The organism is Armatimonadota bacterium (genome assembly GCA_036504095.1).
Lineage (GTDB): Bacteria > Armatimonadota > DTGP01 > JAKQQT01 > JAKQQT01 > DASXUL01.
On sequence record DASXVS010000040.1, the window covers coordinates 1 to 24,467 of the forward strand.

Here is a 24,467-nt window from a genome sequence, read left to right on the forward strand (position 1 = left end):
GGTATTTCTTCTTCAGCATGGAAACCTCTCAAGCGCGAACGTCACTATCTACATTTTACGTCGCGCTCGAACCTGGCATCCATGGTAACCAAAATATTCAAAACACACGCGTTGTGACCCAGCCTGATTTCCTCATTTCCCTGTATCCCGGTTTTCCCCGGCGTCAGTACGTCGGCACGCTGGAGTCGATCTGCTGGCTCCACGCGGTGATGCCGCCGGCGAGGTTCTTGACGTTGGTGTAGCCCAGAGACTTGAGGTAGTCGACGGCCATGCGGCTGCGCCCGCCCAATTTGCAGTGGATCACAACGTCGCCGTCCCGAGGAATCTCGGTATAGCGCTGCGGCAGGTCCCCCAGGGGGATCAAGGTAGACCCTCCAAGGCGCGCGATCTGATACTCACTCGGTTCGCGCACGTCGAACACAATCGTGGGTGTTCCCGCATCCAGCCTCTGCTTCAGTTGCTCGACGGATATCTCGTCTGTCGCCAATGGTTCCTCCTTCGTTTGGTTCAGGTGCGGCACGCCGCAAAACTCGTTATAGTCGATGAGCTCATGGATGGTTGGGTGTTCGCCACAGACCGGGCAGTCCGGGTTTTTGCGGAGCTTGAGCTCGCGAATCTTCATCTCCAGTGCATCGAACAGGGCGAGGCGTCCGACCATCGTGTTGCCCTGCCCGATGATGAGTTTGATCGCTTCGTTGGCCTGGAGGCAACCTACGATGCCCGGCAGGACCCCCAGAACGCCGCCCTCGGCGCAACTCGGCACCAGGCCGGGTGGGGGAGGCTCCGGATACAGGCACCGATAGCATGGGCCCTTCTCCGCCCAGAACACCGAAATCTGCCCGTCAAATCGGAAGATGCTGCCGTATACGTTCGGGATACCGAGCAGTACGCATGCGTCGTTCACCAGGTAGCGCGTCGGGAAATTATCCGTGCCGTCCACGACGACATCGTAATCCCGGATGATCTCCATCGCGTTCTCGCTGGTGAGCGGCTCGTTGTAGGTGTTGATCGTGATGAACGGGTTGATCTGTTGAAGCCGCTGTTTGGCGGCCTCAACTTTCGGGAGCCCAACGTCATCCACGCCGAAGATCACCTGGCGGTGGAGGTTGCTGTCATCCACAACATCGAAATCCACCAGCCCGAGCGTCCCCACGCCAGCGGCGGCGAGGTACAACCCTACTGGCGAGCCGAGGCCGCCCGTACCAACCACGAGGACGCGCGATGCCTTGAGCCGTTTCTGCCCTTCTTCGCCCACCTCCGGCATGATCATGTGCCGGTTGTAACGGCGGTACTCTTCCTGCGAAAACGTGACACGATCGACTGCGGCCGCGTCCACGACATCCGTTCCCCCCGCGATGCTGGGGACGATGACAAGGGTGTCGCCTTCGTTCAACCGCGTCGCCGCGCCCTGCAAGGCGTCGATGTCGTCATCGTTGAGGAAAACCTTCACGAAACGGCGAAGGTTGCCCTCGCGGTCGAAAAACGACTTGCGCAGGTCATCATATTTCGCGACGACCTGTTCCAGCACCGCGCCAACGGTGTGGCCTTCGGCCTGAACGGAATCCTGGTCGTCGGTGTACCGGCGAAGCGGCGCCGGAATGGTGACTGTGACGGACATCGGGGCCTCCTCAAATAAACTTGACTAACACTACATGGATGTTAGGCTTTAATCGTCCATCCGTCAAACACCAGTGCGCCGCGTCCGGTTCCTCAGCCGCCTTTGCGGTGCGAGAGGAACCACGCGCCGAGGTCTTCGGTGCGGTACGCCCTGTCCCACGAATTGTGGTCCACACCCGGGTAAGTCGTGATCTTTGGCGCACCGCCCGCAGCCTTCACGGCGGCAACCAGATCCTGGGTCTCCTTGATCGGCACGACGGAATCGGCCTCGCCATGGAATGCCCACACTGGAGTGTCTTTCAGGGCAGTCCCGAACTCGCTGTCAGGGCCGTTGAAGGCAGGGAGGAGCCCTTTCGGAGTCTCGGTTTGAGGCCACTTGGATCCGCCGTACCCGCAGATGGGCGCGATGGCGGCCCAGAGGTCGGCGTGCCTGGCCCCGATCGCCCACGTTCCGTGTCCGCCCTGCGACAGGCCGGTCAGGTACAGCCGCGAGCCGTCCACCTTGTAGTCCTTGCGCGCGGTCTTCAGCATCTGCATCAGGGCGCCGTCGTATTGCTCCCACGCGTACTTCACGTCCGGCTTCTGCGGGATAATGACGATGAACGGCCACTTCGCGACGTCCAGCATGATGGCGGTCCCGATGCCCTGCATCACCGGCCTCCAGCCATCCGAGCCGCATTCGCCGGCGCCGTGCAGGAACATGATCAGCGGCCACGCCTTGGTGGCGTCGTAGTTTTCGGGGACGTAAACCACGTAGGGGTAGTCTTTCTTGTCAAGCGTGAGTTTCTTGAACAGGAATCCGGTCTCAACCGGCTTTGGCGCGGCGTCGGCCGCGGAAGCGATGGACGCCAGTGCCATGCCGGCGAAAAGGACGGATGTGATGTTGTGCATACGAACCTCCAAAGGAATGAGTGGATTGCGCCATACGAAAAGTATGGCGGCAGATTCCGCGTGCGTCAAAACGTTACGCGGAAAGCGGAGCGTTCTCGAGTATACGCCATAGATACCAGCACCCCAGTGTGCGCCAGGGACGCCAGGGTTCCGCGATCTGGGCCATCGTTTCCGGACCCGGGCGCTCTTCCAGGCCGTACGCCCGCTTGAAGCCCTCGCGGATGCCCAGGTCGGCCACGGGGAGCACGTCCGGTCGGTTGAGATGAAACATGAGGATCATCTCGGCGGTCCACCGCCCTATGCCCTTGACGGCGGTGAGTTCGGTGATGATGTCCTCGTCAGACAGCGCGTCCAGGCGATCCAGCTCCAACCGGCCGTCCAGGATGTGGGCGCAGAGATCGTGGACGTACGCGGCTTTGCCCCACGACAGGCCGCACGCGCGCATGGCGTCAAGTGGCGCCTCGACAACGGATTGTGGCGTCACTTGATCGTTGAACAGGGCCTTGAAACGGCCGAAGATCGTGGCGGCGGCCTTCACGCTCAACTGCTGGCACACGATGGCCTCGACGAGCCCCACGAAGATGTCCGGATCCGGTTGCATCGCGCACGGTGGGTTGGCGGCGATGATCGCCGCCAGGGTGGGATCGACGGCCGTCAGGTGCGCCACACCGTCGCTCCATCTATGTGGGGTTTCAGCCATGGTGGGATGCAAACAGAACACCGAACGCGACGGCGTTGTTCACCGCGTGGGTTGTCATGGACGCGATGAGCGATCCGCTGCGGTGGTATGTCCACGCCAGAAGCATGCCTACCACGAAAAGGTCAATAAAGTTGAGCGGGTCGAGGTGGACGCCCGCGAAGAACAACGCGGACACAACGATGCCAAGCCGCACCCGCCCTGCCGCGGCATATCTGCCGAACAGGAAGCCGCGGAAGAAATACTCCTCGCCCAGCGGCGCGAGCGCCGTCCCCAGAACGAAGATGGCGATTTTGCCCCATAGCGGGAATTCGCGGGCCATCGCCATCGGGCCGTCGATATTCACATATGGGCCCACCACGCGCTCCAGGAACAGCGACCACGCCTCGCCAAACACGAGCGCGACGACCCCCATGCCAGCGCCAAAGAGAATCGATTTGCCGACCGGACCTCGGAAGAACGCCGGCACCGGTTCACCGCCTTCGCGCGTTCGCCGAAGAGCCCACGCGCACGCCAACAGGAATCCGGCTTCCGAAGCGATGAGTGATGCGATAAGGATGGCCGCCGTGACGGGATTTGATGCGAGGCGCGCGAGGAATCCGCTGGCGTCCAATCCTTCGTCCTTGGGTTCGCTGCGAGAGCCCACCACTTCGTAGCCCAGCGCCTTCGCAGGCGCCATTTTGCTGATGGCTTTGCCCGCGGCGATCTGATACTCGATGGAGACGAGATTCCCCCGGCGAACAACCGTGACCGATTGCATGCCGCCTTGCGAGGCAGCCCACCGGCGAAGCGGCGCGTCAGTCGGAGGCATAGACGAGCACCGGAACGTTTGGACGTACCTTGGCGGAGGGTTGAACGCCTCTTGTAGAGACCGGAAATTGAGCGCCACGATGGGAGCGGCCACCACCAGGTTGAGCATCAGCCCGATGAGCAGGGCCACCAGAGTATCGACGATGCTCTCGCCGAGCAGCGTGGAGTTGGAAGGCTTTGCCGGCGCGTCGAAGATGAAGGTGGTTTCCATATCGTCCTCAGGGGTCAGGGGAGGTTAGCGTTGCTCCACGGGCTTGGGTGACGGGTATTCCAGGCTGAAAGTTTCGCCGGGCTTCATGTAATCGTCGCCGAGGCCGCCCAGCGGGTTCCACGCCACCGCATCGGGTATTGACCCTTGGCCCATGCAGTCGCGCCGAACGTGGAGGCGCAGGACCTCGCCGACCACGATGGCGTGGTCCGGCTTCGGCTCGCCAAGGTCCACGATCTTGTATACCCGGCACTCCATGTGAATCGGCGCCTCCGCGATCCGCGGAACGGGCTGGTCGGTCCCCGGCAGGGTGGTGAGGCCGGCGGCGTCTACCTCGCTGCGGTCCCGTGGGTAATCGGCGGCGGTGTGGTGCATCGCCTCGGCCATCTCGACCGACACGCAGTTGATAACGAAATGACCGTGCTCGCGGGCGTTGCGCAGCGTGTCCTTCTCCTCGCCGTTACGTGGGCCGATGCCGAACGCGATGAGCGGCGGCTCCGTGGCTACCCCCATGAAATTGCTGAACGGCGCGGCGTTGACGATTCCGCCCGGTCCGAGTGTGGTGATGAGCGCGATGGGCCGCGGCGAAATGCACGCGCCCATCACGACGCGCGCGACCTCCGGCTCCAGATCGCAAAGGGAAATGTGTTCGTAGTCGGTTTCTGTGAGTGGTTGCATGACGCGTTCATTGTAGCGCTGCCAGAGGGCCGAGGGCTGAGGGCCAAGGGCTGGGAAATGCCAAGCGGAGCGCGGGCGACCCGCCCGCATCCGTTATCCAACCATTTACGGGCGCCGCGTCCGACCATCGACTCGCGAGGGACCAGCTACAAGGACGAAACGATGCCCGCGAGGAGGAGAGGCAGCCTCAGTGCTGACCCCATCGAGTACACAGGGTTGAGGTGGGATGTCCCACTCCAGCAGCCCGCTCAACTCGCCACTGGGGAGAGCGTGTTGGCGTCGCGGGCCAGAAGCCAGCGGCCGTCGGGCTGTTTGCGGTATATGGTGATCCGGTGACCGGCCAGTTTCATTGCTTCTCCGCCGGCACGCGGTGTCACGGACAACGAGTCGCGGCACACTGTGTAGGCGACTTCGCCGACGATCACGACCTCTTCCAACTCGCTGATGCAGCGAATCCGAGATTGCTGGTGGGCGGCCGAGAAGCCGACGGGGAATTCGTTCCGGCCGATCGGTGCTTGGCCCGGAATTAAGAACACGGCATCGTCCGCCATCAGGGCGAGCAAGCGGGCAAGATCGCCGGCGTTGACTGCATCAATCCAAGTGGTGTGCACTTCTCGGATAGCTCGTTCATCAGGTCCCATCTGCAACCTCCATTGCCAAAACCAGTTTGATCCCGCGACAACCAGGGCGTCGGCCTTCGAAGAACAACGGTCTCGATCTTACCCCCTGCTTAGCTACTAAGAGGCTGCCAACGCATTTCAGGGTCGAGGCGTGCGACGACAAAGCTCCACCCAACTCGTCGCTGCCTGTTGGTTCTTACCTACACATACTCGCTAGCTAATCACTACGCGCTCGTGGCAAGATTCCAGGCTGACGACCCCGTGACAAACGTAGTTCGTTTCCGTGAGTGGTTGCCTGACGCGCCAATTGTAGCGCGCGGGGGAGGGCTGAGGGGGCAGGGCTGAGGGCTGTGGGAAAAGGCCGGCGCAGGCCGGGCGCCTCGCTCCGATTGGCTCAGGATGCTGGGGCACGGAATGGCCGGCGCGGAGGCCGGCCCCACATCAGGGTCTCAGGTCTCAGCCGTTTTGCCAGAGCCCTCAGCCCTGCCTCCTCAGCAATACTCGATGGTGACTTCCTTGCGCTGCTCGGTGAGGAAGTCGGCCAGTTCCCTGACCAGGTGCTTGCGGATGCTGATCGATTTGGGCAGGAGCGGGTTCTGGTAATACTCATTGATCTGCTGGCCCACCAGGAAGTGGATGTGGTCGGCGCGCAGCAGATGCGTGGCCAGCAGGGTGGCGGCGTTGCGATCGTTGGGGAGCCGGCTGGGGTTCCCGTCGGCGTCTCGGAGGTACTCCAGCGCCCTGGACATCGTGAGAATGCCTTCGGTGAGAAGGTCGACGCCGGGCAGGCTGCCGATGGGCGGGATGTCCTTGCGCAGGGATTTGAGGTCGGTCTGGACGATGTCGCCCATGTGGTCGGCCACGATATTGGACGTGGTGCCTCCGCAGACGATTTTCGTGCCGTTGAAGGCGAGGAAGCGCTCGACAATGGCGTCATCCTCGGCTTTTTCCAGGGGCGGACCGGTGAAGATCAGCAATCCCTTCTCGGGGCGGACGAAAACGCCGACGAACGTGGCGTCGTCACCGACCTCATCGCGGTAGAGGCTGCGGGTCTTGCCGATTACATCGCGGACCACATCGCGGGCGCACCAGTAGTGGGTGAGCCAGCGCTCCTCGATGTACCTGGCGATATTGTCCCAACCCCAGCCGAAGTTCAGGGCGACGCCCATACCGGCGTAGGGCACGCCGTCCGACATCGCGCCGAGAAAATCGCCCAGTTCAAGTTGTCCCTCGAACATCTTGACCTTGCGGCCGAGGATTTCAACCTCCTGGCGCTCCGTGGGCATGATCTTGCCGTGCCGGAAGTGGAACGTGGGCGGGTTGTCGAAATTGATGACCTTGAACGAGTGGTCCGTGTGGCTGATCTGGATGACGGTGAATGTGGCGTAAGCGATATTGCGCACTTTGCAGGTCGGCAGCGTGCCGATGACCGTGCGCATCACTTCCTCGATGCCCACGTCGGCAGCGAGCATCGTGATGATGATGACCGAGGTGAGCGTGGCAAGGATGTTCGCCTTGACGCCGCTGCCGAGGCCGTCGGAGAGAACGATGATTGTCTTCTCCTCGTCCCGGTGTACCTTCACCTTGTCGCCGCAAAGCGTCTCGTTCCGCTTGTTCAGGCTGGCCTCGAAGATGTCGAGGAAGTGCTCCACGCTACACGACCCCTTCGTCGAGCATCTCGATCACCTTGAGGAGGCTCACCTTGGTCTCCGCGGTCGTCTCCCCCAACAGGCCGGCGATTTCCTGTGCCACCTTCATCTGGTTATCCACCACGCGAGTCACGTTCCGAAGCGCCTGCCGCTTCAGTTCACGCATCTCGTGCTCCTGGCGGCGTTCATGGGTCAGGTCGATCATGATGCAGGCGACGATGCCCTCATCCGTGATGGGGAAGATGACCTGCCTGACGTAGAGGTCGAAGCGGGGATACTCCCGCTCCTCGGCCGCCATGGCGGAGTTGCTCTCCCACACGCTCCGGAAGTCCGACAGGTCATCCATGAACTCCGCGGCATCGTGGCCGATAAGCTCGTCCGCCGTTGCCTTGAACATGGCGCAGAGCGCGGGGTTGACAACCCGGATGACCATCCCGGCGTCGACGACAAGCAGGCCGTTAGGGTCATAGTCCCAGAGCAGTTCCCATAGAGTCTTGTTCATAAGCTTGGTGATGCGCTATCGGAGGAACGGCAGTATCTTGAGGCGAAACTGCCGTTCAACATTGCCGGGGTTCAGGTGTTTGAAGACCCGTTCCCCGAACTTGACGACGATGCCTTCCGTGCAGGGGCCGAGGCAGAAGGCGCCCTTGAGCTCAATGCTATCGGCCAGGCCGTTGTCCTCCAGCAATTGCTGCAGTTTCGGCAGCATATCGTAGACCCCGGCCTGGTGGCAGGCGGAGCCCATACAGAGGAACAGGTCTCGTTTGGTTGGAGCCATAGCGCTTTTCCCAGATGCCTTTGTCACGCCGGCCGCATCACGCTGCCAGCCAGACCTTCAGGTCATCAACGGTCCTGCGGATGTCCTCGCTCTGCTGCGGCCCCGAGATCTCGCGCTCGATGATGAGGTCTCCATCGAAGCCGATCTCCTTGAGGCGCTTGATGAACTCCGGAAATCGCACGGCGCCCAGGCCTGGCCGGACTTCGTTGCCCAGTTCCTGCGGATCGGTGGGATAGAGGCCGTCCTTCACGTGGACGTTGGTCACGTATTTGCCGAATACGTCCAGCGAGTCGATCGGGTTGCCCTTCCCATAGAGGATGAGGTTGGCCGGGTCCAGGTTGACGCCGAGGTTGTCTGTGCCGATGTGCTTGATGGTGCGCAGAAGGACGATGGGGGTCTCCTGCCCGGTTTCAAACCAGAAGCCCAGGCCCAGGTTCTTGCAGTAGTTGGCCACGTCGCGAAGGGCAACAACGACTTCGGCGAATGCGGGGTCGGTAAGGTTCTCCGGGATGAATCCGGCGTGCGTGATGATGGCCGGAGCGCCGCAGGCCGCGGCAAAATCCGCGCCTTTCTTCAGTTGCTTCACGCGCATCGCGCGATAGGCGGGCGGCACGAGGCCAAGCGTGATGGGGCCCTCGGTGAAGTTCCAGGCTGCCGGTCCCGTCCACCCGGCCCACACCGCGCAGACTCGGACGCCTGTGCGCGCCGATTCCGCCTTCACGGTCTCCGCGGCCACCGGGGTCGCCTGTGAGTAGTCCCAGACCCCCAGTTGGCAGACCTTGAGACCGAACTGCTCCACGTGATCGAAACACTTGCCACCATTGCGCAGCGAGTTGAATACGCCGATTTCCATGCGAAGACCCATCCTCCTGAAGCCAGATATGAGCGTGGCGGCATTATACCGTCCACGCTCATAATAGACACCCTTCGAGCGCGGAAAAGGGGCACTGAGCGAGGGCAGCGAGTGATAAGTCCAAATTGGGTATGAAATCAGCGGAGAAACGTGGACCGACCGGACTGCGCATGCCGATCTCCGGACCGGGCGGCGATGTTTCACCGGGAGACTCTAAAGCGAGGAGGAAGGGATGAAGAAGCATGCGATAATCGTCCTGACGGCCGTGAGCCTGGGATGGCCGGGTCTGGCTCAGGATGTTCCTGCGATGCCGAAAGGCTACGCCGATGCGATGTCGATCGTCGGCAAAACGGGCGATTTCAAGGATAACGTCTTGAAGCTCAGTGTTCCACGCAGTGACCTGAAGGTGACCGTGGATGGCGTGGAGACGCCGACGGCATTCGGATTTGGCGGCTGGATCGCGATGACCAAAGGCGATGGCGGCAAGGACGTGATGATGGGGGATCTGGTTTTGCTGCAGGATGAAGTAAACCCCGTTATGTCCGCGTTGCTGGACAACGGCTTGGAGGTGACGGCGCTGCACAACCACTTCTTCTGGGAGCAGCCGCGCATCTTCTACATGCACGTTCATGGTTACGGAACCGCGAGCGATCTCGCCCGGCGCGTGAAGGCGGCGCTTGACCTGATCGGCAAAATCAAGGTACGCGAAGCGCAGTCGGCAGAAAGGTCCGCGCCCGGAGGCGCGGTCGCCGGCACAATCGACACTGCGAAGATCGATCGCATCGTTGGCCATAACGGCGACCGGAATGGGGCGGTATACAAGATCACGATCGGACGATCTGATCTGAACGTCAAGGAGATGGGCGCCACGATCAACAGCCGAATGGGTCTCAACACCTGGGCGGCGTTCTTCGGATCCGATGACAACGCTGTTGTCGCTGGCGACGTGGCGATGCTTGAAAATGAAGTCACACCGGTTCTGAAGGCCTTGCGCAAGAACGACCTCAACGTCGTGGCGATACACCATCACATGATCGGCGCCAGGCCGATGATCATTTTCCTCCATTACTGGGGAAAGGGAACCACCGAAAAACTGGCCACCGGTATCAGAGCGGTGTTGAGCGAGATCGGCAAACCAGTCGGGCAGGCCGGCGGAATGCCCATGGGTGGTGACGCGAACCCGGGACAGGCATCCGAGACCGGTAAGCTCTAGACATCGGGACGAACGGCCTGGGCCGTCTGGAGAGGCGCCGGTGGATTGCGCCGCTTGCGACCTGAATCCTCATCTTGCCGAATAGCGAGTGGCCGCCCTCCCGGACGGCCACTTGCTTTTTACTCACAGAGCACCCTCTCTGCATCAAGAGAATCGCGGGGATAGTGTTACGGGTTGGCTTCGAGGCCCTTCACCTTTCGGGCGATCCGGGCGGCATCCATGATATCGATCGCGCCGCTTGAACTACCCGTCGTGACGATGTCGTAGAGCACAACTTCGAGGGATGTGGCCTTATCAATGCCGGCCGCCCGCCGTAACGCCTTGGACACGTCGCCGATCACAAACGCCGCTTTGGCGACGTTGAATGGTGCGCTGTCAGCGCCCGTCAACGTTCCGCTGGAGCCGGAAAGGACATAGGCAGAACCGGGAAGGTCGATCGCCAGGTTGGTGAAGGTGGCCACGCCGTTCACCGCGCTCACAGTAGTGGTCCCGGAAAGCGTGGCCGCGCTCATTCCCGTCCCCGGTTTGATCGAGACTGTCACGGATCCCGTGTAAGCCGGCACGAGATTGTCTTCGGCGTCCTTGACGGTAAGAACCGGCTGCACGGTGAAGGCGGCGCCGGCGACCGCGCCGCCCGGCTGGAGAGCATATACCAGTTTGGTGGGCGTCTGCGCTACCACGAAGGCCGCCGAGTCAGCCGATGTGAGAGTTCCGCTGGTCGCCGTGAGGACGTAGCCGGCGTTGGCCTTATCGATGGACAGGCCGCTGAAGGTTGCGACACCGGCGACGGCGTTCACGGAGGTTGTTCCGGAGAGGATGGCGCCCGCCCGCCCGGTTCCGGCTTTGATAGCGACTGAAACCGAACCGGTAAAGGCTGTTACGACGTTGTTCTCAGCGTCCAGCACCTGGACGACAGGTTGAGTGGTAAACGCCAGACCTGCGGACGCTCCAGCGGGCTGGACGGAGTAGGCGAGCTTGGTGGGTGTCTGCGCCACCACGAAGGCCGCCGAGTCGGCGGATGTCAGCGTTCCGCTGGTCGCCGTGAGGACGTAGCCGGCGTTGGCCTTATCGATGGACAGGCCGCTGAAGGTTGCGACACCGGCGACAGCGTTCACGGAGGTTGTTCCGGACAGAACCGCGCCCGGGCGGCCGGTTCCGGCGTTGATAGCGACTGACACCGAACCGGTAAAGGCCGTTACGACGTTGTTCTCAGCGTCCAGTACCTGTACAGCGGGCTGGGTAGTGAACGCGATTCCCGCTGAAGCCCCCGCCGGCTGGATGGAGTAGGCGAGCTTGGTGGGTGTCTGCGCCACCGCGAAGGCGGAGGTTGACCCTGGGGTGAGCGTGCCTGAGGAAACTGTCAGTACGTAACCCGTACCGGCTTTGTCGAGCGCCAGGTCTGTGAAAGCCGCCGTGCCACCTGTAATGGGAACGCTCAGTGTGCCGCTCAGTATGGCTCCCGCGCGGCCGGTGCCGTCCTTGATGGCCACGGTCGCCGTTCCGGTGTACGATGCCACCAGGTTGTTTTCCGCATCGCGGATTTCGATCGCTGGCTGGGTGGTGAAGGCGACTACAGCCGCCGCGCCTGAGGGCTGAACGGTTACGGCTACCAGTGTCGGGGTCTGGAGAACGTCAAAGGCCGGCGAATCTCCAGGAGTCAGCGATCCGCTGGATGCGGTCAGGACGTAGCCGGTGTTGGCCTTGTCGATGGAGAGTCCGGTGTAAGTTGCCGTGCCGTGCACCGCGCTGACAGTTGACGCGCCGGACAGAATCGCGCCCGGGCGGCCCGTGCCCGCCTTGATGGCGACCGTCACCGATCCGCTGTAATCCCACTTCCTCGTGCCGTCAAGGTTCCGGGCTTCCACTGCCACCGGGGGCCACGGCAGTCCGGCGGACGCGGCGGCCGGTGGGCCCGTGAAGAAGAGCAGCCCCGGAGTGTCGACAAGCGGGCCGCTCGCGACGACGTTGTTCACTCCCCCTGAGAGGCCGGGAACAGCGTTGCCTGATTCGGTTGTGTAGGCAACGTACCTGCCATCCTGGCTCATCGCCGTATCATGATTATTCCCGTTGAGTTGGGCGCCCGTGCTGGAGAGTGAAGCGCGCATCGTGGTGGCGCCCGCTGTGTCGCGCACCAGCACGTCCAACAGCCCGTTGTTCTTGCCGGGCACAGCATTCGGCGAATCCGTTTCAAAGGCTACGTAGCGCCCATCGGCGCTCATGACCGCGTGCCTGGAGTCGTTGGCGAGTTCGGTTCCGGTGGGGTCCACCGAAATGCGCACCGTCGTGAGCGCTGTCCTGTCGCGTACGAACACATCCACGGATGTGTTGGTGTCGCTTGCGATCAGATTGTCGGCCCCTGACTCGAAAGCCACGAGGTTGCCGTCCGCGCTGATCGCGGGCACACTGCAGCCCTGGTTAGCCTGGGAGCCGTCGTTCCCGATGGAAGCGCGTTCTGTCGTGTTGGCGTTGCGATCGCGGACAAAAACATCGCCGCCGGCCTGGGTATCATTGGGCACGAGGTTGAGGGCAACGGACTGAAACGCCACGATTGATCCATCGGCGCTGATTGCCACCCCGCCCACGCCGCTGGCGCCGGCGCCGAGGGTGCCGTCTGTCGCGACGGAAACGAGGCTCAGAGTGCCGGTCGCGCGCTCAGCGACGTACACATCCGAAAGGCCGTTTGTGTCCGCGGGTATGAGGGCCGCCGTGCTCACAAACGCGATGAAATTACCGTTCGCGCTTATCACCGGTGCCGTTCCCGTGGCGATGAAGGTCGTTTGAGACGTCTGTGTGTCTCGCAGGTAGATGCCTTGCCCCTTGCCGGCAACGAGATTTGTCGCGGCGGATTCGAAAACTATGTAGCGGCCGTCAGCGGACATCCCCGGGTGCGTGCTCGCTCCATTTGCCTGAACGCCCGCCGAGGAGACGCTGATGCGCGTTGTCGTCGCCGTCTGGAGGTCACGAAGGAAGATGTCGTCCACGGCGTTGGTGTCCAACGCAATCAAGTTGGTTGCGCTTGAAACGAAGGCGATGAATCGGCCGTCGCCATTTACGCAGGGGAGCGAGCTGTTGTTGCTCCCCTCGACGCCGGCAGGGGTAGCCGAAAGCAGGACTGTCCCTGCCCTGGCTCGTTCAGCCCCGCCGAGCAACATCGGGGCGGCAAGCAGGCAAAGGACGAAAATGCAGTGTCTTTGCATTCTGGTTCTCCGGTTTGTTGGAATGACCGCGCGGTGGCGGAATTGACTATGTTAACGCGTTCCCCCGGGGAGGGAACCACGGATAAGTCCTGCTCGTACGCTGACCCGGACGTCCTCCTATTAGTTCCCGCCGGACCGCCCGCCGAAACATGCCCTCACACTGGCTCCGGATCAGGAATTGACTTGCCGGAAGAGGGGTGCTAATATGACCGCAAATGGATACCAGTGTTGCATCGCAGTCTCGCCGCCCGCGTCGCAGGAGCCGTAATATACGTCCTGCGTAGCCGTCGCGCGTGCCGATGTCATCAGAAGGTAGACCTTACAGACGTCACCTTGAGCCGCGGGGACACGCAGGAGTCCCGCGGCTTTTCGCATTTTGGACAGAGCCTCACCAAAGCCAATGATCGAATCCCAACAACAGAACCACGCCGCAATCCTCAGCCAGGCGCTGCCGTACTTCAAGGAGTATCACGGCGCAACCATCGTTGTGAAATACGGCGGAAACGCGATGGTGGACGACGACCTGAAGCGGGCAGTGATGGACGACATCGTGCTGCTCAGCCTGGTCGGCATCCGGCCGGTGCTCGTCCACGGAGGCGGGCCGGAGATATCCGAGACGCTGAAGCGGATGGGTAAGGAAAGCACGTTTGTCCACGGTTTACGGGTCACCGACAAAGAGACCGTTGAAGTCGTGGAGATGGTGCTCGCGGGCAAGACGAACAAGGGAATCGTGAGCCTGCTCCAGCGGGCCGGCGCCAAGGCGGTCGGACTCAGCGGGCGCGACGGCAATCTGTTCGAAGCCCGAAAGATCCTGTCACGCGGCGTGGACGTTGGATTTGTGGGCGAGGTGACGAAGGTTAACCCGGAGATACTCGATGTGCTGGCCGCGGCCGGGTACATCCCGGTCATTTCAACCGTGGGAGAGGACGAGGACGGCGAGGCGCTGAACATCAACGCAGACCACGCGGCCGGGCAGATCGCCGCCGCGCTGGGCGCCGCCAAACTGGTGCTCCTCACTGACGTGCCGGGCGTCTATGAGGACTACAGCGACCCATCCACGTTCATCAGCGAAATGACTGCGGAGCGGGGCCGCCAGATGCTGGCCGGCGGGCAGGTGGACAAGGGGATGATTCCCAAGATGGAAGGCTGCCTGATGGCGTTGGATGGCGGCTGTCAGCGAGCGCACATCTTGGACGGTCGGGTGCCGAACAGCATCCTGACGGAGTTGTTCACGCACGAAGGCTGCGGAACGATGATCACGCCGGAATAAACCTGACAGGAGAAAACCATAAAGGCACAAAAAAAGTGATGAATTCGGAGTGATGAATGACTGAGGCTCGGCTAAGGCGCCTCGCCCGCGTTCGTTGCTCCATCTTCGTGTCTTTGTGCCTTTGTGGTGGATTTGGATTTTGGAATGCCCGAGTTGCCTGAAGTCGAGGGGATGCGGCGGCGGTTGAAGCCGCTGATTCTTGGGCGGCGGATTGAATCCGCCGAAGACGTCAGCGGAACCGCGACGCGGTCGTTCACGGGAGTGCCCTTCGATGTTGGGGTCGTTGGCAGGCGGTTCACTGATACGGGACGGCGGGCGAAAAACCTGTTGCTGACGCTGGACTCTGGCGACACGCTGGTGATGCATTTCATGCGCAACGGGATGCTGGAATACGCTGCCACCGGCGAGGTGCGGGCGCCCCATACATGGGCCGTCCTGAGCCTCGACGACGGGATGGACCTTCGGATGCGGGACACGATGCGTGCCGGCCGGTGGTCGCTGTGCCCCGGCACGGACCTGAGCGCGGTGAACACGCTGCAGGGGCTGGGGCCGGAATACACGGACCCGGTGTTCAGCGTGGAATACCTGGCGAAACGCCTGAGCCGAAAAGCGCCGGTGAAAGCGCTCCTGACCGACCAGTCAGTGGTGAGCGGGATCGGCAACGCATATGCGCACGAAATCGCCTGGGAGGCGGGAGTGCGGCCTGACCGCCAGAGCGCTTCGCTGAATGACGGGGAGGCCGCCCGCCTGCATGCGGCCATCAGTTCGGTATTTGAGCGCGCGATCGAGGCACGCGTTTCGAGTCCGTTGAACATCATGGGCGACGAAGGTTGGGAAGTGGCGCGGATCCATCGCAGGAAGGGGCAGAAATGCCCGCGGTGCGGCGCCGGGATCGTGAGTGACAAACTGGGCGGCGGGCTGATTTACTATTGCGCGGGGTGCCAGAAGTGAACTTGCTGACGATTGCCGAACACGATGGCGGTTGGCTGGTCTCCGGAGACGATGCGCCGATCGGTTTCATCGCGGCCGACCGCACGGTGGCGACGCCGTCTGGGGCGACCTACACAGTTCAAGGGCAACCGCCTCGGTTGGCGCTCGTTTCGGCCGACGGACATCCGCAGGTGACGTTGACCGTTTTGACGTTGAGGGACGAGAAAACCGGGGTGGAGTGGCGCCTGATCGAAGGTTGGCCGACGCGGGCTAGAGGAGGTATGCTCGATCTCAATGAGATTTGGGCGCTTCCATTCTCGATGGAGGACGCGCAGTGGACCGTGCCGAACAGGGTGCGGCTGCTGCTTGCGTGGGCGCTAACAGAACCGGGCGCAGATGCCGCGGCAACACAATGAGTTGATATGGGGTGGCAACGGTGGATTGACCGCGCGCCATTCTCACGAAGGGACAGAAGATGGGAACTATCACAGCAAACGGACCGCTCACAGAACACGTCATATCGGATGACAAATCCGCGATCATGGGCACATACGGGCGCGTGCCCGTTGCTTTCGCGCGGGGCGAGGGGATGCATCTGTGGGACGTTGAGGGCAACCGTTTCCTGGATATGGTGAGCGGCGGCCGCGCGGGCGGCGGACTGGGGCATTGCCACCCGAAACTCGTCGCGGCCATCCAGAAGCAGGCAGCAACGCTTTGCTACGTGAGCAACGACTATTACAGCCCCGTGCGGTCCGAGCTGGCGAAACGCCTCAGTGAAAAGACCCACGGCTACAAGGCGTTCTTTTGTAACAGCGGCGGCGAAGCCATTGAGGGCGCCATCAAGATAGCCCGGAAATGGGCGAAAAAGGCGAAGGGACCGGACGCTGTTGAGATTCTGACGGCCTACCAGTCGTTCCACGGCCGCACCTACGGGGCCATGAGCGCCACGGGCCAGGACAAGTACAAGGAGGGGTTCGAACCCATCGTGCCCGGCTTCCGGCATATGCGGTTCATGGACCGCCAGGTGGTCACGCAGAACATGCCTGACGATACGTGCGCTGTGATGCTCGAGACGGTCCAGGGCGAGAGCGGCGTGTACCCGGCGGGCAAGGAGTATCTTCAGGACGTACGCCGGCTGACCGCTCAGAAGAACGTACTCTTGATCCTCGATGAAGTTCAGGCGGGCTTTGGGCGATGCGGAAGCTTCTGGGCTTACGAGCAGGCGGAGGTTCAGCCGGACATCGTGACGCTGGCGAAATCGCTTGGCGGCGGACTGCCGATGGGCGTCTTCATGGCTCGGCCGGACGTGGCGGAAGTCCTGGGACCCGGAACGCATGGGAGCACGTTCGGCGGCAACCCATTGGCGTCCGCGGCGGCATTGGCCGCGCTGGATGTGCTGGACGAAGAGAATCTGGTCCAGAATGCGAAGGAAATGGGCGACTATTTCCGGCACAGCCTGGCCGGCCTCAAGCGGGAGGGCAAGCCGGTCAAGGAAGTCCGCGGTATGGGCCTGATGATAGGCGTTGAGCTGGTCGGCGTGAGCGCCACGCAGGTTCAAAAGAAGTGCCATGAGGCCGGGCTTTTGATCCATACGGTCGGCGAGAACATACTGCGGATCCTGCCGGCGCTCATTGTGAAGAAAGAGCATATCGATGAGGCGGTGGGTATCATCGCTTCGTCGCTGGATTAGGATACGGATCGTTGTAGTGCAGCCGCCCTCGGCTGTGGGTATCGGTCACAGCCGGGGCGGCTGTGCTACACAGGAGAGACACGAATATGTGGGAGAAATTGACGGAGCGGTCGCGCCGGATTCACTACAAGGCGCAGGAAGAAGCGCACCGGTACGGCCACCCGAGTGTCGGGACGGAACACCTGCTGCTGGGCATCCTGGATGAGCCGGATTGCATGGCGGCGCGGGTTCTGGCCACCCTGGCCGGCGGCCTGGAGGCGGTACGGGTCCAGACGGTAGCCAGCATGCCGGTGGGCGCGGCGGCGCCGCACGCGCATCTTGGCTTTGCCCGGTCCGCCCGCCGCGCGATGGAACTGGCCCAGGAAGAGGCCATGCTGGAGACGGTCGATCACATTGCCAGCGGCCATCTGCTTCTGGGTGTCATACGCTGCCACGACGGCGGCGCTGCACAGGTCCTGTCCCGCTGCGGAGTCCACGTGAATGCAGTCCGGGAGGAGATCCGGGCGGAGGCCCGTGGCGACAACGGATCGCCGGCCGGTGAAGACGCCCGGGTTCCCGAGCACACCTCTCCGAAAGCGCTGCCGCCGCTTGTGCGGTCCGCCATCGGCCGATCCTGGGACCATATGTCATACCGGGCCCGGTCGGCGGTGGAAGCCGGCATGACGGCCGCCGCATCGCGCGGGGAAACGCTGGTGACGCCGGAGCACCTCTTGTTGGGCATCGTGCAGGACGACGAAGGCGCCGCGGCGCGCGCGCTGGCACAGTTCGACGTATCCATTGTCGCCATTCGTACAAAACTGAACGCGATGCTCCCGCGAACGGGTGACCCGCGTCCGGTGGACCGCGAGATGGAACTGCGGAACACCACGGCGGAGGCGATCGCGCAGGGCGAATTGGCCGCCAGGGATTCAGGCGACGGTCAGATCACCACTCTCCGGCTGTTGCTGGGCATTGTTTCACGCCACGAGAATCCGGCCGCTGCTCTGTTGATGGAGGAGGGGATCACGCTGGCCGCGCTGAGATCCGTCTCCGAGGACCTGCATAAGGACCGAGGCCGCGAGCGCGCGGTGAACCCCGCCGAGCTTGCCGGGCTGACCCTGTCACAGTTGATCGTCCGCAGCCGCATGAAGGGGGCGAACGTGCTGCGTATCTCGGATCTCTATCCGGCGGACGTAGCGACGGTTTTTGCGGTAGCGGAGCGCCTGAAATCCCGGCGCCAGCGAGGGGGCTACGGAGATGATACTTCGACGATGCTCGCCGGAAAGACCCTGGCGCTCGTATTCCAGAAGCCTTCCCTCCGGACACGCGTGACGTTTGAAATCGCGATGACACAGTTGGGCGGGCATGCGATCCACCTCGGCCCGGACGAGATCGGCGTTGGAGAGCGTGAGGCGCCGGCGGACGTGGCACGGAACCTGGAGCGCTGGGTCGACGGAATCGTCGCCCGGACGTTCAAGCACGAGATGATCGAGGCACTGGTCTTGAACGCGGGCGTCCCCGTGATCAATGGCCTGAGCGACCTGGAGCACCCGTGCCAGGCTTTGGCCGACCTGTTTACGATGCGCGAGCGGTACGGCGAACTGAAAGGCCTTACGCTGGCGTACGTTGGGGACAGCAACAACGTTGCCCGCTCGCTGATGGAGCTCGCCGCGCGCACCGGCGTGCATATGCGCGTCGCTTCGCCCGAGGGGTATCACTTCGAGCAGGAGTTCCTGGACGAGATGAAGGCGCTGGGCGCCGTCAACGGAGCGATCATCGAAGCGATGGTCGACCCGAAAGCGGCCGTGACAGGCGCGGATGCGGTGTACACCGATGTGTGGGCAAGCATGGGCCAGGAAGCGGAGACGGCAATTCGCAAGAAGGCATTTGCCGGCTATCAACTCAATATGGAGCTGATGTCACATGCAAAGCCGACGGCGATCGTGCTGCACTGCCAGCCGGCGCACCGTGGTGAGGAGATCTCCTCCGAAGCGCTGGACTGCCCGAACAGCGCGGTCTTCGACCAGGCGGAGAACAGAATGCACGTACAGAAGGCGCTCCTGGCGCTGACGATGTAGCGGTTCCCGGTTTCGAGTTCCGAGTTTCGAGTTTCGAGCACGGCACCCGGAACTCGGAACTCGATTTGAGAAGGATTGGAAAAGTGGTTGTGTGCGAGGCGGATACTGATTCATTGACGCTGCGGGCGGCGACCGAAGACGATTCAAGCGCCATCGAGGCCGTCACACGGGCGGCGTACGAACGGCGCGCCGAACGCGTGCCGCCGTATAAGGCATTGTCGGAGACGACCGAGGATGTGCTGCGTCATCTCGCTCGAGGTGGGGCGATCGTTGTCGAATTGAACGGCGCCGTGGTCGGCGCTGTTCGCCACCGTGAACAACGCCCCGGCGCCCTGCTGCTGTACCGTCTCGCCGTTCACCCCGATCACCAGCGCCGCGGTATCGGCCGGCGGCTGATGGCGGCCGTGGAGGACGTTGCCCGAAGCGGCGGCTACGAGGAGGTTCACCTTCACGCACGGCACACGTGTCCCGATCTGATCGCGACCTACGAACGCCTGGGCTACAGCGAGGTGAACGACCCCACGGAGCCCGACTACAACCACCCGGTCTATCTGCTGATGTCGAAGACTGTCACGCCGTAGTCGGGTGAAGATGCCCGGGACAACGGCGTTGGGCATGAACGCCCGACTTACTGATTGTGAGGAGATTTCAATGAACGAAGTTGTGCTGATCTATTCTGGAGGGCTCGATACCTCCGTATGCATCCCGATGATGAAGGAAGATTATGGGTTTGACCACATCATCACCGTTACGGTTGACGTGGGACAGCCGGCGGAGGACATCGCGGTGGCGGCCGAAAAGGCCAGGAAAATGGGAACCGAGCATTACACCGTGAACGCGGCCGACGAATTCGCCGCCGATTACTGCTTCCCCGCGATACGCGCCAACGCCATGTATCAGGGCGGCTACCCGGTGTCCACCAGTATCGCGCGCCCTCTGATCGCACTCAAGGCTGTTGAGATCGCGCAGCAGAAGGGCGTTAAGGCGTTTGCGCACGGATGCACTGGCAAGGGCAACGATCAACTGCGCATCGAGTTCATTGTTCGCACCTTGCTCCCGGACGCGAGGATCATCGCTCCCATGCGCGAGAAGAACATGACTCGCACCGAGGAAATCGAGTACGCGAAGGTCAAGGGTGTTCCTATCGGGCAGAGCGCCGAGAAGATATGGTCCATCGATGAGAACGTCTGGGGACGGAGCATTGAGGGCGGGCGCCTCGAGGAACCGGATTTCGCTCCGCCGGAAGAGATCTTCGAATGGACGGTCAGTCCGCAATCGGCGCCGGAAAAGCCGACCGATGTTGTGATCGGTTTCAAGGACGGCAACCCGGTCTCCCTCGACGGGGTGAAGATGAATCCGCTGACTCTTATCCGCGCGGCCCACAAGCTGGCCGGCGCGAACGGTGTCGGACGCATCGACATCATGGAAGACCGGATGCTGGGCCTGAAGGTCCGCGAGAACTATGAGTGTCCGGCCCCGGCGCTCCTGTATCCCGCTCACGCCGCATTGGAGGCCCTGGTATTCACGAAGGAAGAGCGTGCCTTCAAACGGATGGTCGATGATAAATGGGCCGACCTGGCGTATGCCGGCCTGTGGCTTGATCCGCTTAAGGCGGACCTGGATGCCTTCATCGCCAAGACCCAGGAACGCGTATCGGGCGAGGTGATTCTGCGCTTGTACAAGGGAAGCGTGACGGTCATCGGCCGCCGGAGCCCGAACGCGCTGTACAGCGAGGACCTGGCGTCGTTCGACAGCAAAACGTGGGACCAGCGCGACGGAGAGGCGCTGTGCAAGGCGCACGGCGCACAGGCCCGCATGGCCTGGCAAATCGCAAGCAAGTGAGCATCCCTTCAGCGCTCCGGAACGCAATCGTCCCGGAGCGCTGACTCACGCGGAGGCCCCCATGAACCGCATGCGTACGCGCTTAACAGTGTCTCTCTATGCCGTTGGCTGCCTGTCCGGCGCGGCCTTCGCCGGGGTTCCAGGTGCCGCTCCGCTGCTGGCCACTGTGGTCAGGGCGGCCAACTCCGGAACGCCCCAAACGGTTACCGGGGTGACGGTGGGCAATAAGACGCTCGGCTGGATCCCTGGCGCGGAAGGCCTCACCATTCGCAAGTTCTTTCAGCCGGACCCCTGGAAGGCCGCCACGCTGGAACCACCGTTCACCAACGGCGCTTCACTCGCGGTATTCCATACGTGGCACGCTCCGGAATCGGACGGCGACCACATTCACCCGCTCCTCAAGTCGGCGGCGGGCCTGAAGATCGGTCCCGAGATCGGTGAACGGGATACCCAGGGCTACCGCATCACTCACCATGACCTTTCCATACGCATCACCCCCCAGGCGAAGCGCGCCGATATCCGTGACTCGTTCACGATCGTGCCACTGAAGAACCCGCAACGGATCGCGTTTCTCCGGATATCGTCCGATTTCAAAGTCGCGTCGCTGCGTTCGGCCGGGAAAGCGATACCGTTCAGACAGGCTGGGGGCATTATCGCGGTTCCGGTGCCGAAGGGAAAGTCGGTCACGTTGGCAATGGCGTATTCCGGCGTGGTTGCCCACAAGATGATGAGTTCCATTACGCCCGACCTGGCCGTGTTGAGCGCGTATTACTATCCCACCCTCGGTCGTTTGCCGTCGACGGCGGATGTCACAGCCGTTGTGCCCCGGGGCTGGTCGGTCGTGACACAGGGCGAGTTGGTACGGAGCGCATCGGACGCGAAGTCGGCGACTTTCACGTTCCACAACCCTCTGCCTGTGAACTACTTCACGCTGGATGCCGCACCCTATCAGATTACCCGGCGGCAGGTTGCCGGTCACACGCTGTACGCCTACCTTCTCAAATCACGCCCCGGATTCGCGGATTCCCTTCTCGATTCCGTCGCGCAGGCGCTTCCATACTTCGAGAAACGGTTCGGGCCGTATCCGTATACCCGCTACAGCGTTGTGGATGGCGGTGCGATCATGGGCTTCGTGGCGCTCGAAGGATACAGCATGGCGTCCTACGGCACTCTGACGCTTACCCCGAACGTCCTGGCGCACGAGCTTGCCCATACGTGGTGGGGCGGCGTCGTCCCGAACACATATCTGCGTTCGTGGTGGAACGAGTCGTTCGCACGTTATTCGGACGAGGCGTTTTCCCGCATGCGCAACAATATTACCGAGCGCCACCCGACCGATCGCCCATGGTGGCCGCCGCTGCACGCGGTTGAGGCCGACTCGCTGCGCACCGCACGCGATGAGAGTTCGGTGAACGCGATCGCCTACGAGAAAGGGCGCGTGGTGCTTCGCCTGCTTGAGGATCAGGTGACGCAGCCGGCGTTCGACAAGTGCATTCGGGAGTTCGTGAAAGAGCGGCGCTCCGGGCTGGACACCGACTGGCCCGATTTCCAGCGCGCTGTGGAGCGGGTCACCGGAAGGAAATGGGGCTGGTTTTTCGACCAGTGGGTGAATCGTAAGGGGTGGCCCCGGATTGAGTTCTCGAACGTCCGGGCCCGGTTGAACGAAGATGGGCAGTGGGAGGTGTCAGGTCGCGTTTCGCAGCCGTTGGACGTGTACATGTGCGAGGTCAAACTGCGGATGTCGGGCGCGTTCGACAAGAATGGAACGAAGACCGATTCGGCTTTCCCCATGCCGGACGCGTCGCTGGTATTGACTGACAATGACCGCCCATTCCAGTTCACGATGGACCATCTCCCGCAGAAGCTCCAACTCGATCCCGACCTCGACGTGCCGCGCTGTATGGGCGTGGACGACATTGCATTGTTCGATAAGTTCGGCAACACCGTGATGCAGCACAGTCGCGAGGAAGCCGAGCCCTCGCCGTTTGGAGGAATGTGATATGGCCCAGCAGATGTGGGGTGGCAGATTCGAGGGTCAATCCGATCCTCTGGCGCGGGAGTATGGAGACAGCCTGACGTTTGACAGGCGCCTCACGATGTACGATCTCAATGGGAGCATCGCGCACGCGAATATGCTGGCGGCGCAGGGCCTGCTGGATGCGCGTGAGTTGGGTGAGATGGTGGAAGGCCTGGGCCGCATCGGGGTGGAGTTCGCCGACGGGCAGTTCCCCCGTCGCGGCGCAGAGGACATCCACTCCGCCGTGGAGTCGCGCCTGCAGGAACTGATCGGCGCGTCCGCCGGCAAACTGCACACCGCCCGCAGCCGCAACGACCAGGTGGCGACCGACCTGCACCTCTTCGTCCTGGATTGGGGCACGCGAATCGGCCACGCAATCCGGGGACTGCAGAAAGCCATCGTGGAGATCGCGGCCGAGCACGTCGAGACGGTGATGCCCGGCTTCACCCATCTCCAGCCTGCGCAGCCCGTAACCCTGGCGCACCACCTGCTGGCCTATTTCTGGATGCTCGAGCGTGACGCCGGTCGCCTGACGGACGCCTTGAACCGTTCGGCGATGTGTCCCCTCGGCGCCGCCGCACTCGCGGGCACCGCGTTCCCCGTTGACCGCTATGCAACCGCAGAGGAACTTGGGTTCGACGCGCCGTACCCGAACAGCATGGACGCCGTGAGCGATCGTGATTTCGCCATCGAGTTCCTTTCCTTCGCGGCGGTCTGTATCGCGCACATGTCGCGGCTGTGCGAGGAATTGATCCTTTGGAGCACGCCGCAATACGGATTTGTGGAGCTGAACGACGCGTACGCCACCGGCAGCAGTATCATGCCGCAAAAGAAGAACCCGGACCTGTGCGAACTCATTCGCGGCAAGTCGGGCCGGGTGTTCGGAAACCTGCAGGCGATCCTCGTAGTGCTCAAGGGTACACCGCTGGCGTACAATAAGGACTTCCAGGAAGACAAGGAAGCGTTGTTCGATTCCGTGGACACGCTGTACCCGGCGATTGTCCTGATGGAATCGATATTGCGTTCAGCGGCTTGGAACACCGATCGACTGCGCGCCGCGGCAGCCGCGGGGTTCTCGGTGGCCACCGACCTGGCGGATCACCTCGCCATGCAGGGGCTGCCGTTCCGGCAGGCGCACGAAGTCGTCGGCAAGATAGTTCGCCAGTGCATTGAGCGAAATGCGGCTCTGGAATCGATGAGCAATTCGGACCTCAAGGCATTCTCTCCGTATTTCGCGGCTGACTATGTTGTGCCAACCGTGGAACAGAGCATCGCCTCCCGAAGCTCGTACGGAGGCACGGCGCCGGCGGCGGTGAGGGCGCAATTGGAAGAGGCGAGCGCTATCCTGGCGGCGGCTGAGGAGATTCACGAAGAGGACGGTGGCGAAAACGCCTGATTCAGGTCGAATTCTCGGCGCGTCGAACAAAGGGGTTGACGGTTCGGATGAACC

General features: G+C 62.4%; 21 protein-coding genes. 10 read left to right on the forward strand and 11 right to left on the reverse strand.

All coding sequences use genetic code 11. The features are described from left to right. Positions 1–163: 163 nt before the first annotated feature. The 10 genes from moeB to VGM51_07305 form a co-directional block, all read right to left on the reverse strand. Positions 164–1,618: a molybdopterin-synthase adenylyltransferase MoeB gene (moeB, locus tag VGM51_07260; GenBank protein HEY3412840.1), complete on the reverse strand. Its 1,455-nt coding sequence runs from the start codon at positions 1,616–1,618 to the stop codon at positions 164–166. 92 nt (positions 1,619–1,710) lie between these two features. Further along, positions 1,711–2,508, reverse strand: coding sequence for a prolyl oligopeptidase family serine peptidase (locus tag VGM51_07265; protein ID HEY3412841.1), 798 nt, complete (start codon positions 2,506–2,508; stop codon positions 1,711–1,713). A gap of 73 nt (positions 2,509–2,581) precedes the next feature. Continuing rightward, positions 2,582–3,175, reverse strand: coding sequence for a DNA-3-methyladenine glycosylase (locus VGM51_07270; protein ID HEY3412842.1), 594 nt, complete (start codon positions 3,173–3,175; stop codon positions 2,582–2,584). A gap of 25 nt (positions 3,176–3,200) precedes the next feature. Then, on the reverse strand, positions 3,201–4,226 hold the full coding sequence (locus VGM51_07275) for a CPBP family intramembrane glutamic endopeptidase (GenBank protein HEY3412843.1): 1,026 nt from the start codon (positions 4,224–4,226) through the stop codon (positions 3,201–3,203). 24 nt (positions 4,227–4,250) lie between these two features. Further along, positions 4,251–4,901 (reverse strand): flavin reductase family protein, encoded by a 651-nt coding sequence (locus VGM51_07280; protein ID HEY3412844.1) that lies wholly within the window; start codon positions 4,899–4,901, stop codon positions 4,251–4,253. Between the two features lie 248 nt (positions 4,902–5,149). After that, positions 5,150–5,542 (reverse strand): SgcJ/EcaC family oxidoreductase, encoded by a 393-nt coding sequence (locus tag VGM51_07285; GenBank protein HEY3412845.1) that lies wholly within the window; start codon positions 5,540–5,542, stop codon positions 5,150–5,152. A 470-nt stretch (positions 5,543–6,012) separates the two neighbouring features. After that, positions 6,013–7,173 (reverse strand): SpoIIE family protein phosphatase, encoded by a 1,161-nt coding sequence (locus tag VGM51_07290; protein HEY3412846.1) that lies wholly within the window; start codon positions 7,171–7,173, stop codon positions 6,013–6,015. 1 nt (position 7,174) lies between these two features. Beyond that, on the reverse strand, positions 7,175–7,672 hold the full coding sequence (locus tag VGM51_07295; GenBank protein ID HEY3412847.1) for a PAS domain-containing protein: 498 nt from the start codon (positions 7,670–7,672) through the stop codon (positions 7,175–7,177). Between the two features lie 15 nt (positions 7,673–7,687). Beyond that, entirely contained in the window at positions 7,688–7,948 is a 261-nt protein-coding gene (locus VGM51_07300; GenBank protein ID HEY3412848.1) for a (2Fe-2S) ferredoxin domain-containing protein, read from the reverse strand. Between the two features lie 37 nt (positions 7,949–7,985). Further along, a complete protein-coding gene (locus tag VGM51_07305; protein ID HEY3412849.1) occupies positions 7,986–8,801 on the reverse strand; it encodes a sugar phosphate isomerase/epimerase family protein in 816 nt (271 codons plus the stop codon). 232 nt (positions 8,802–9,033) lie between these two features. On the opposite strand from VGM51_07305, the gene VGM51_07310 reads away from it, so the two are divergent. Then, positions 9,034–10,014 carry a DUF1259 domain-containing protein gene (locus tag VGM51_07310; protein ID HEY3412850.1) on the forward strand — a complete coding sequence of 327 codons (981 nt, stop codon included), beginning with the start codon at positions 9,034–9,036 and terminating at the stop codon, positions 10,012–10,014. Positions 10,015–10,181: 167 nt separating this feature from the next. Here the strand turns inward: VGM51_07310 and VGM51_07315 are convergent, their stop codons facing one another. Beyond that, positions 10,182–13,211 carry a hypothetical protein gene (locus VGM51_07315; protein ID HEY3412851.1) on the reverse strand — a complete coding sequence of 1,010 codons (3,030 nt, stop codon included), beginning with the start codon at positions 13,209–13,211 and terminating at the stop codon, positions 10,182–10,184. Positions 13,212–13,611: 400 nt separating this feature from the next. Here VGM51_07315 and argB point away from each other — a divergent pair, with 400 nt between their 5' ends. The 9 genes from argB (at position 13,612) to argH (ending at position 24,413) form a co-directional block, all read left to right on the forward strand. After that, on the forward strand, positions 13,612–14,481 hold the full coding sequence (argB, locus tag VGM51_07320; GenBank protein HEY3412852.1) for an acetylglutamate kinase: 870 nt from the start codon (positions 13,612–13,614) through the stop codon (positions 14,479–14,481). 144 nt (positions 14,482–14,625) lie between these two features. Then, a complete protein-coding gene (locus VGM51_07325; GenBank protein HEY3412853.1) occupies positions 14,626–15,432 on the forward strand; it encodes a DNA-formamidopyrimidine glycosylase family protein in 807 nt (268 codons plus the stop codon). A gap of 2 nt (positions 15,433–15,434) precedes the next feature. Further along, positions 15,435–15,827, forward strand: coding sequence for a hypothetical protein (locus tag VGM51_07330; GenBank protein ID HEY3412854.1), 393 nt, complete (start codon positions 15,435–15,437; stop codon positions 15,825–15,827). A 59-nt stretch (positions 15,828–15,886) separates the two neighbouring features. Then, positions 15,887–17,101, forward strand: a complete 1,215-nt coding sequence (locus VGM51_07335) for an acetylornithine/succinylornithine family transaminase (GenBank protein HEY3412855.1) — start codon at positions 15,887–15,889, stop codon at positions 17,099–17,101. Positions 17,102–17,187: 86 nt separating this feature from the next. Beyond that, positions 17,188–19,158, forward strand: coding sequence for an ornithine carbamoyltransferase (gene argF / locus VGM51_07340; GenBank protein HEY3412856.1), 1,971 nt, complete (start codon positions 17,188–17,190; stop codon positions 19,156–19,158). 65 nt (positions 19,159–19,223) lie between these two features. Then, on the forward strand, positions 19,224–19,739 hold the full coding sequence (locus VGM51_07345; protein ID HEY3412857.1) for a GNAT family N-acetyltransferase: 516 nt from the start codon (positions 19,224–19,226) through the stop codon (positions 19,737–19,739). Between the two features lie 70 nt (positions 19,740–19,809). Then, entirely contained in the window at positions 19,810–21,000 is a 1,191-nt protein-coding gene (locus tag VGM51_07350; protein ID HEY3412858.1) for an argininosuccinate synthase, read from the forward strand. Between the two features lie 61 nt (positions 21,001–21,061). Further along, positions 21,062–22,999: a M1 family aminopeptidase gene (locus VGM51_07355; GenBank protein ID HEY3412859.1), complete on the forward strand. Its 1,938-nt coding sequence runs from the start codon at positions 21,062–21,064 to the stop codon at positions 22,997–22,999. Between the two features lies 1 nt (position 23,000). Then, on the forward strand, positions 23,001–24,413 hold the full coding sequence (gene argH, locus VGM51_07360) for an argininosuccinate lyase (GenBank protein ID HEY3412860.1): 1,413 nt from the start codon (positions 23,001–23,003) through the stop codon (positions 24,411–24,413). The last annotated feature ends 54 nt before the right edge of the window (positions 24,414–24,467 follow it).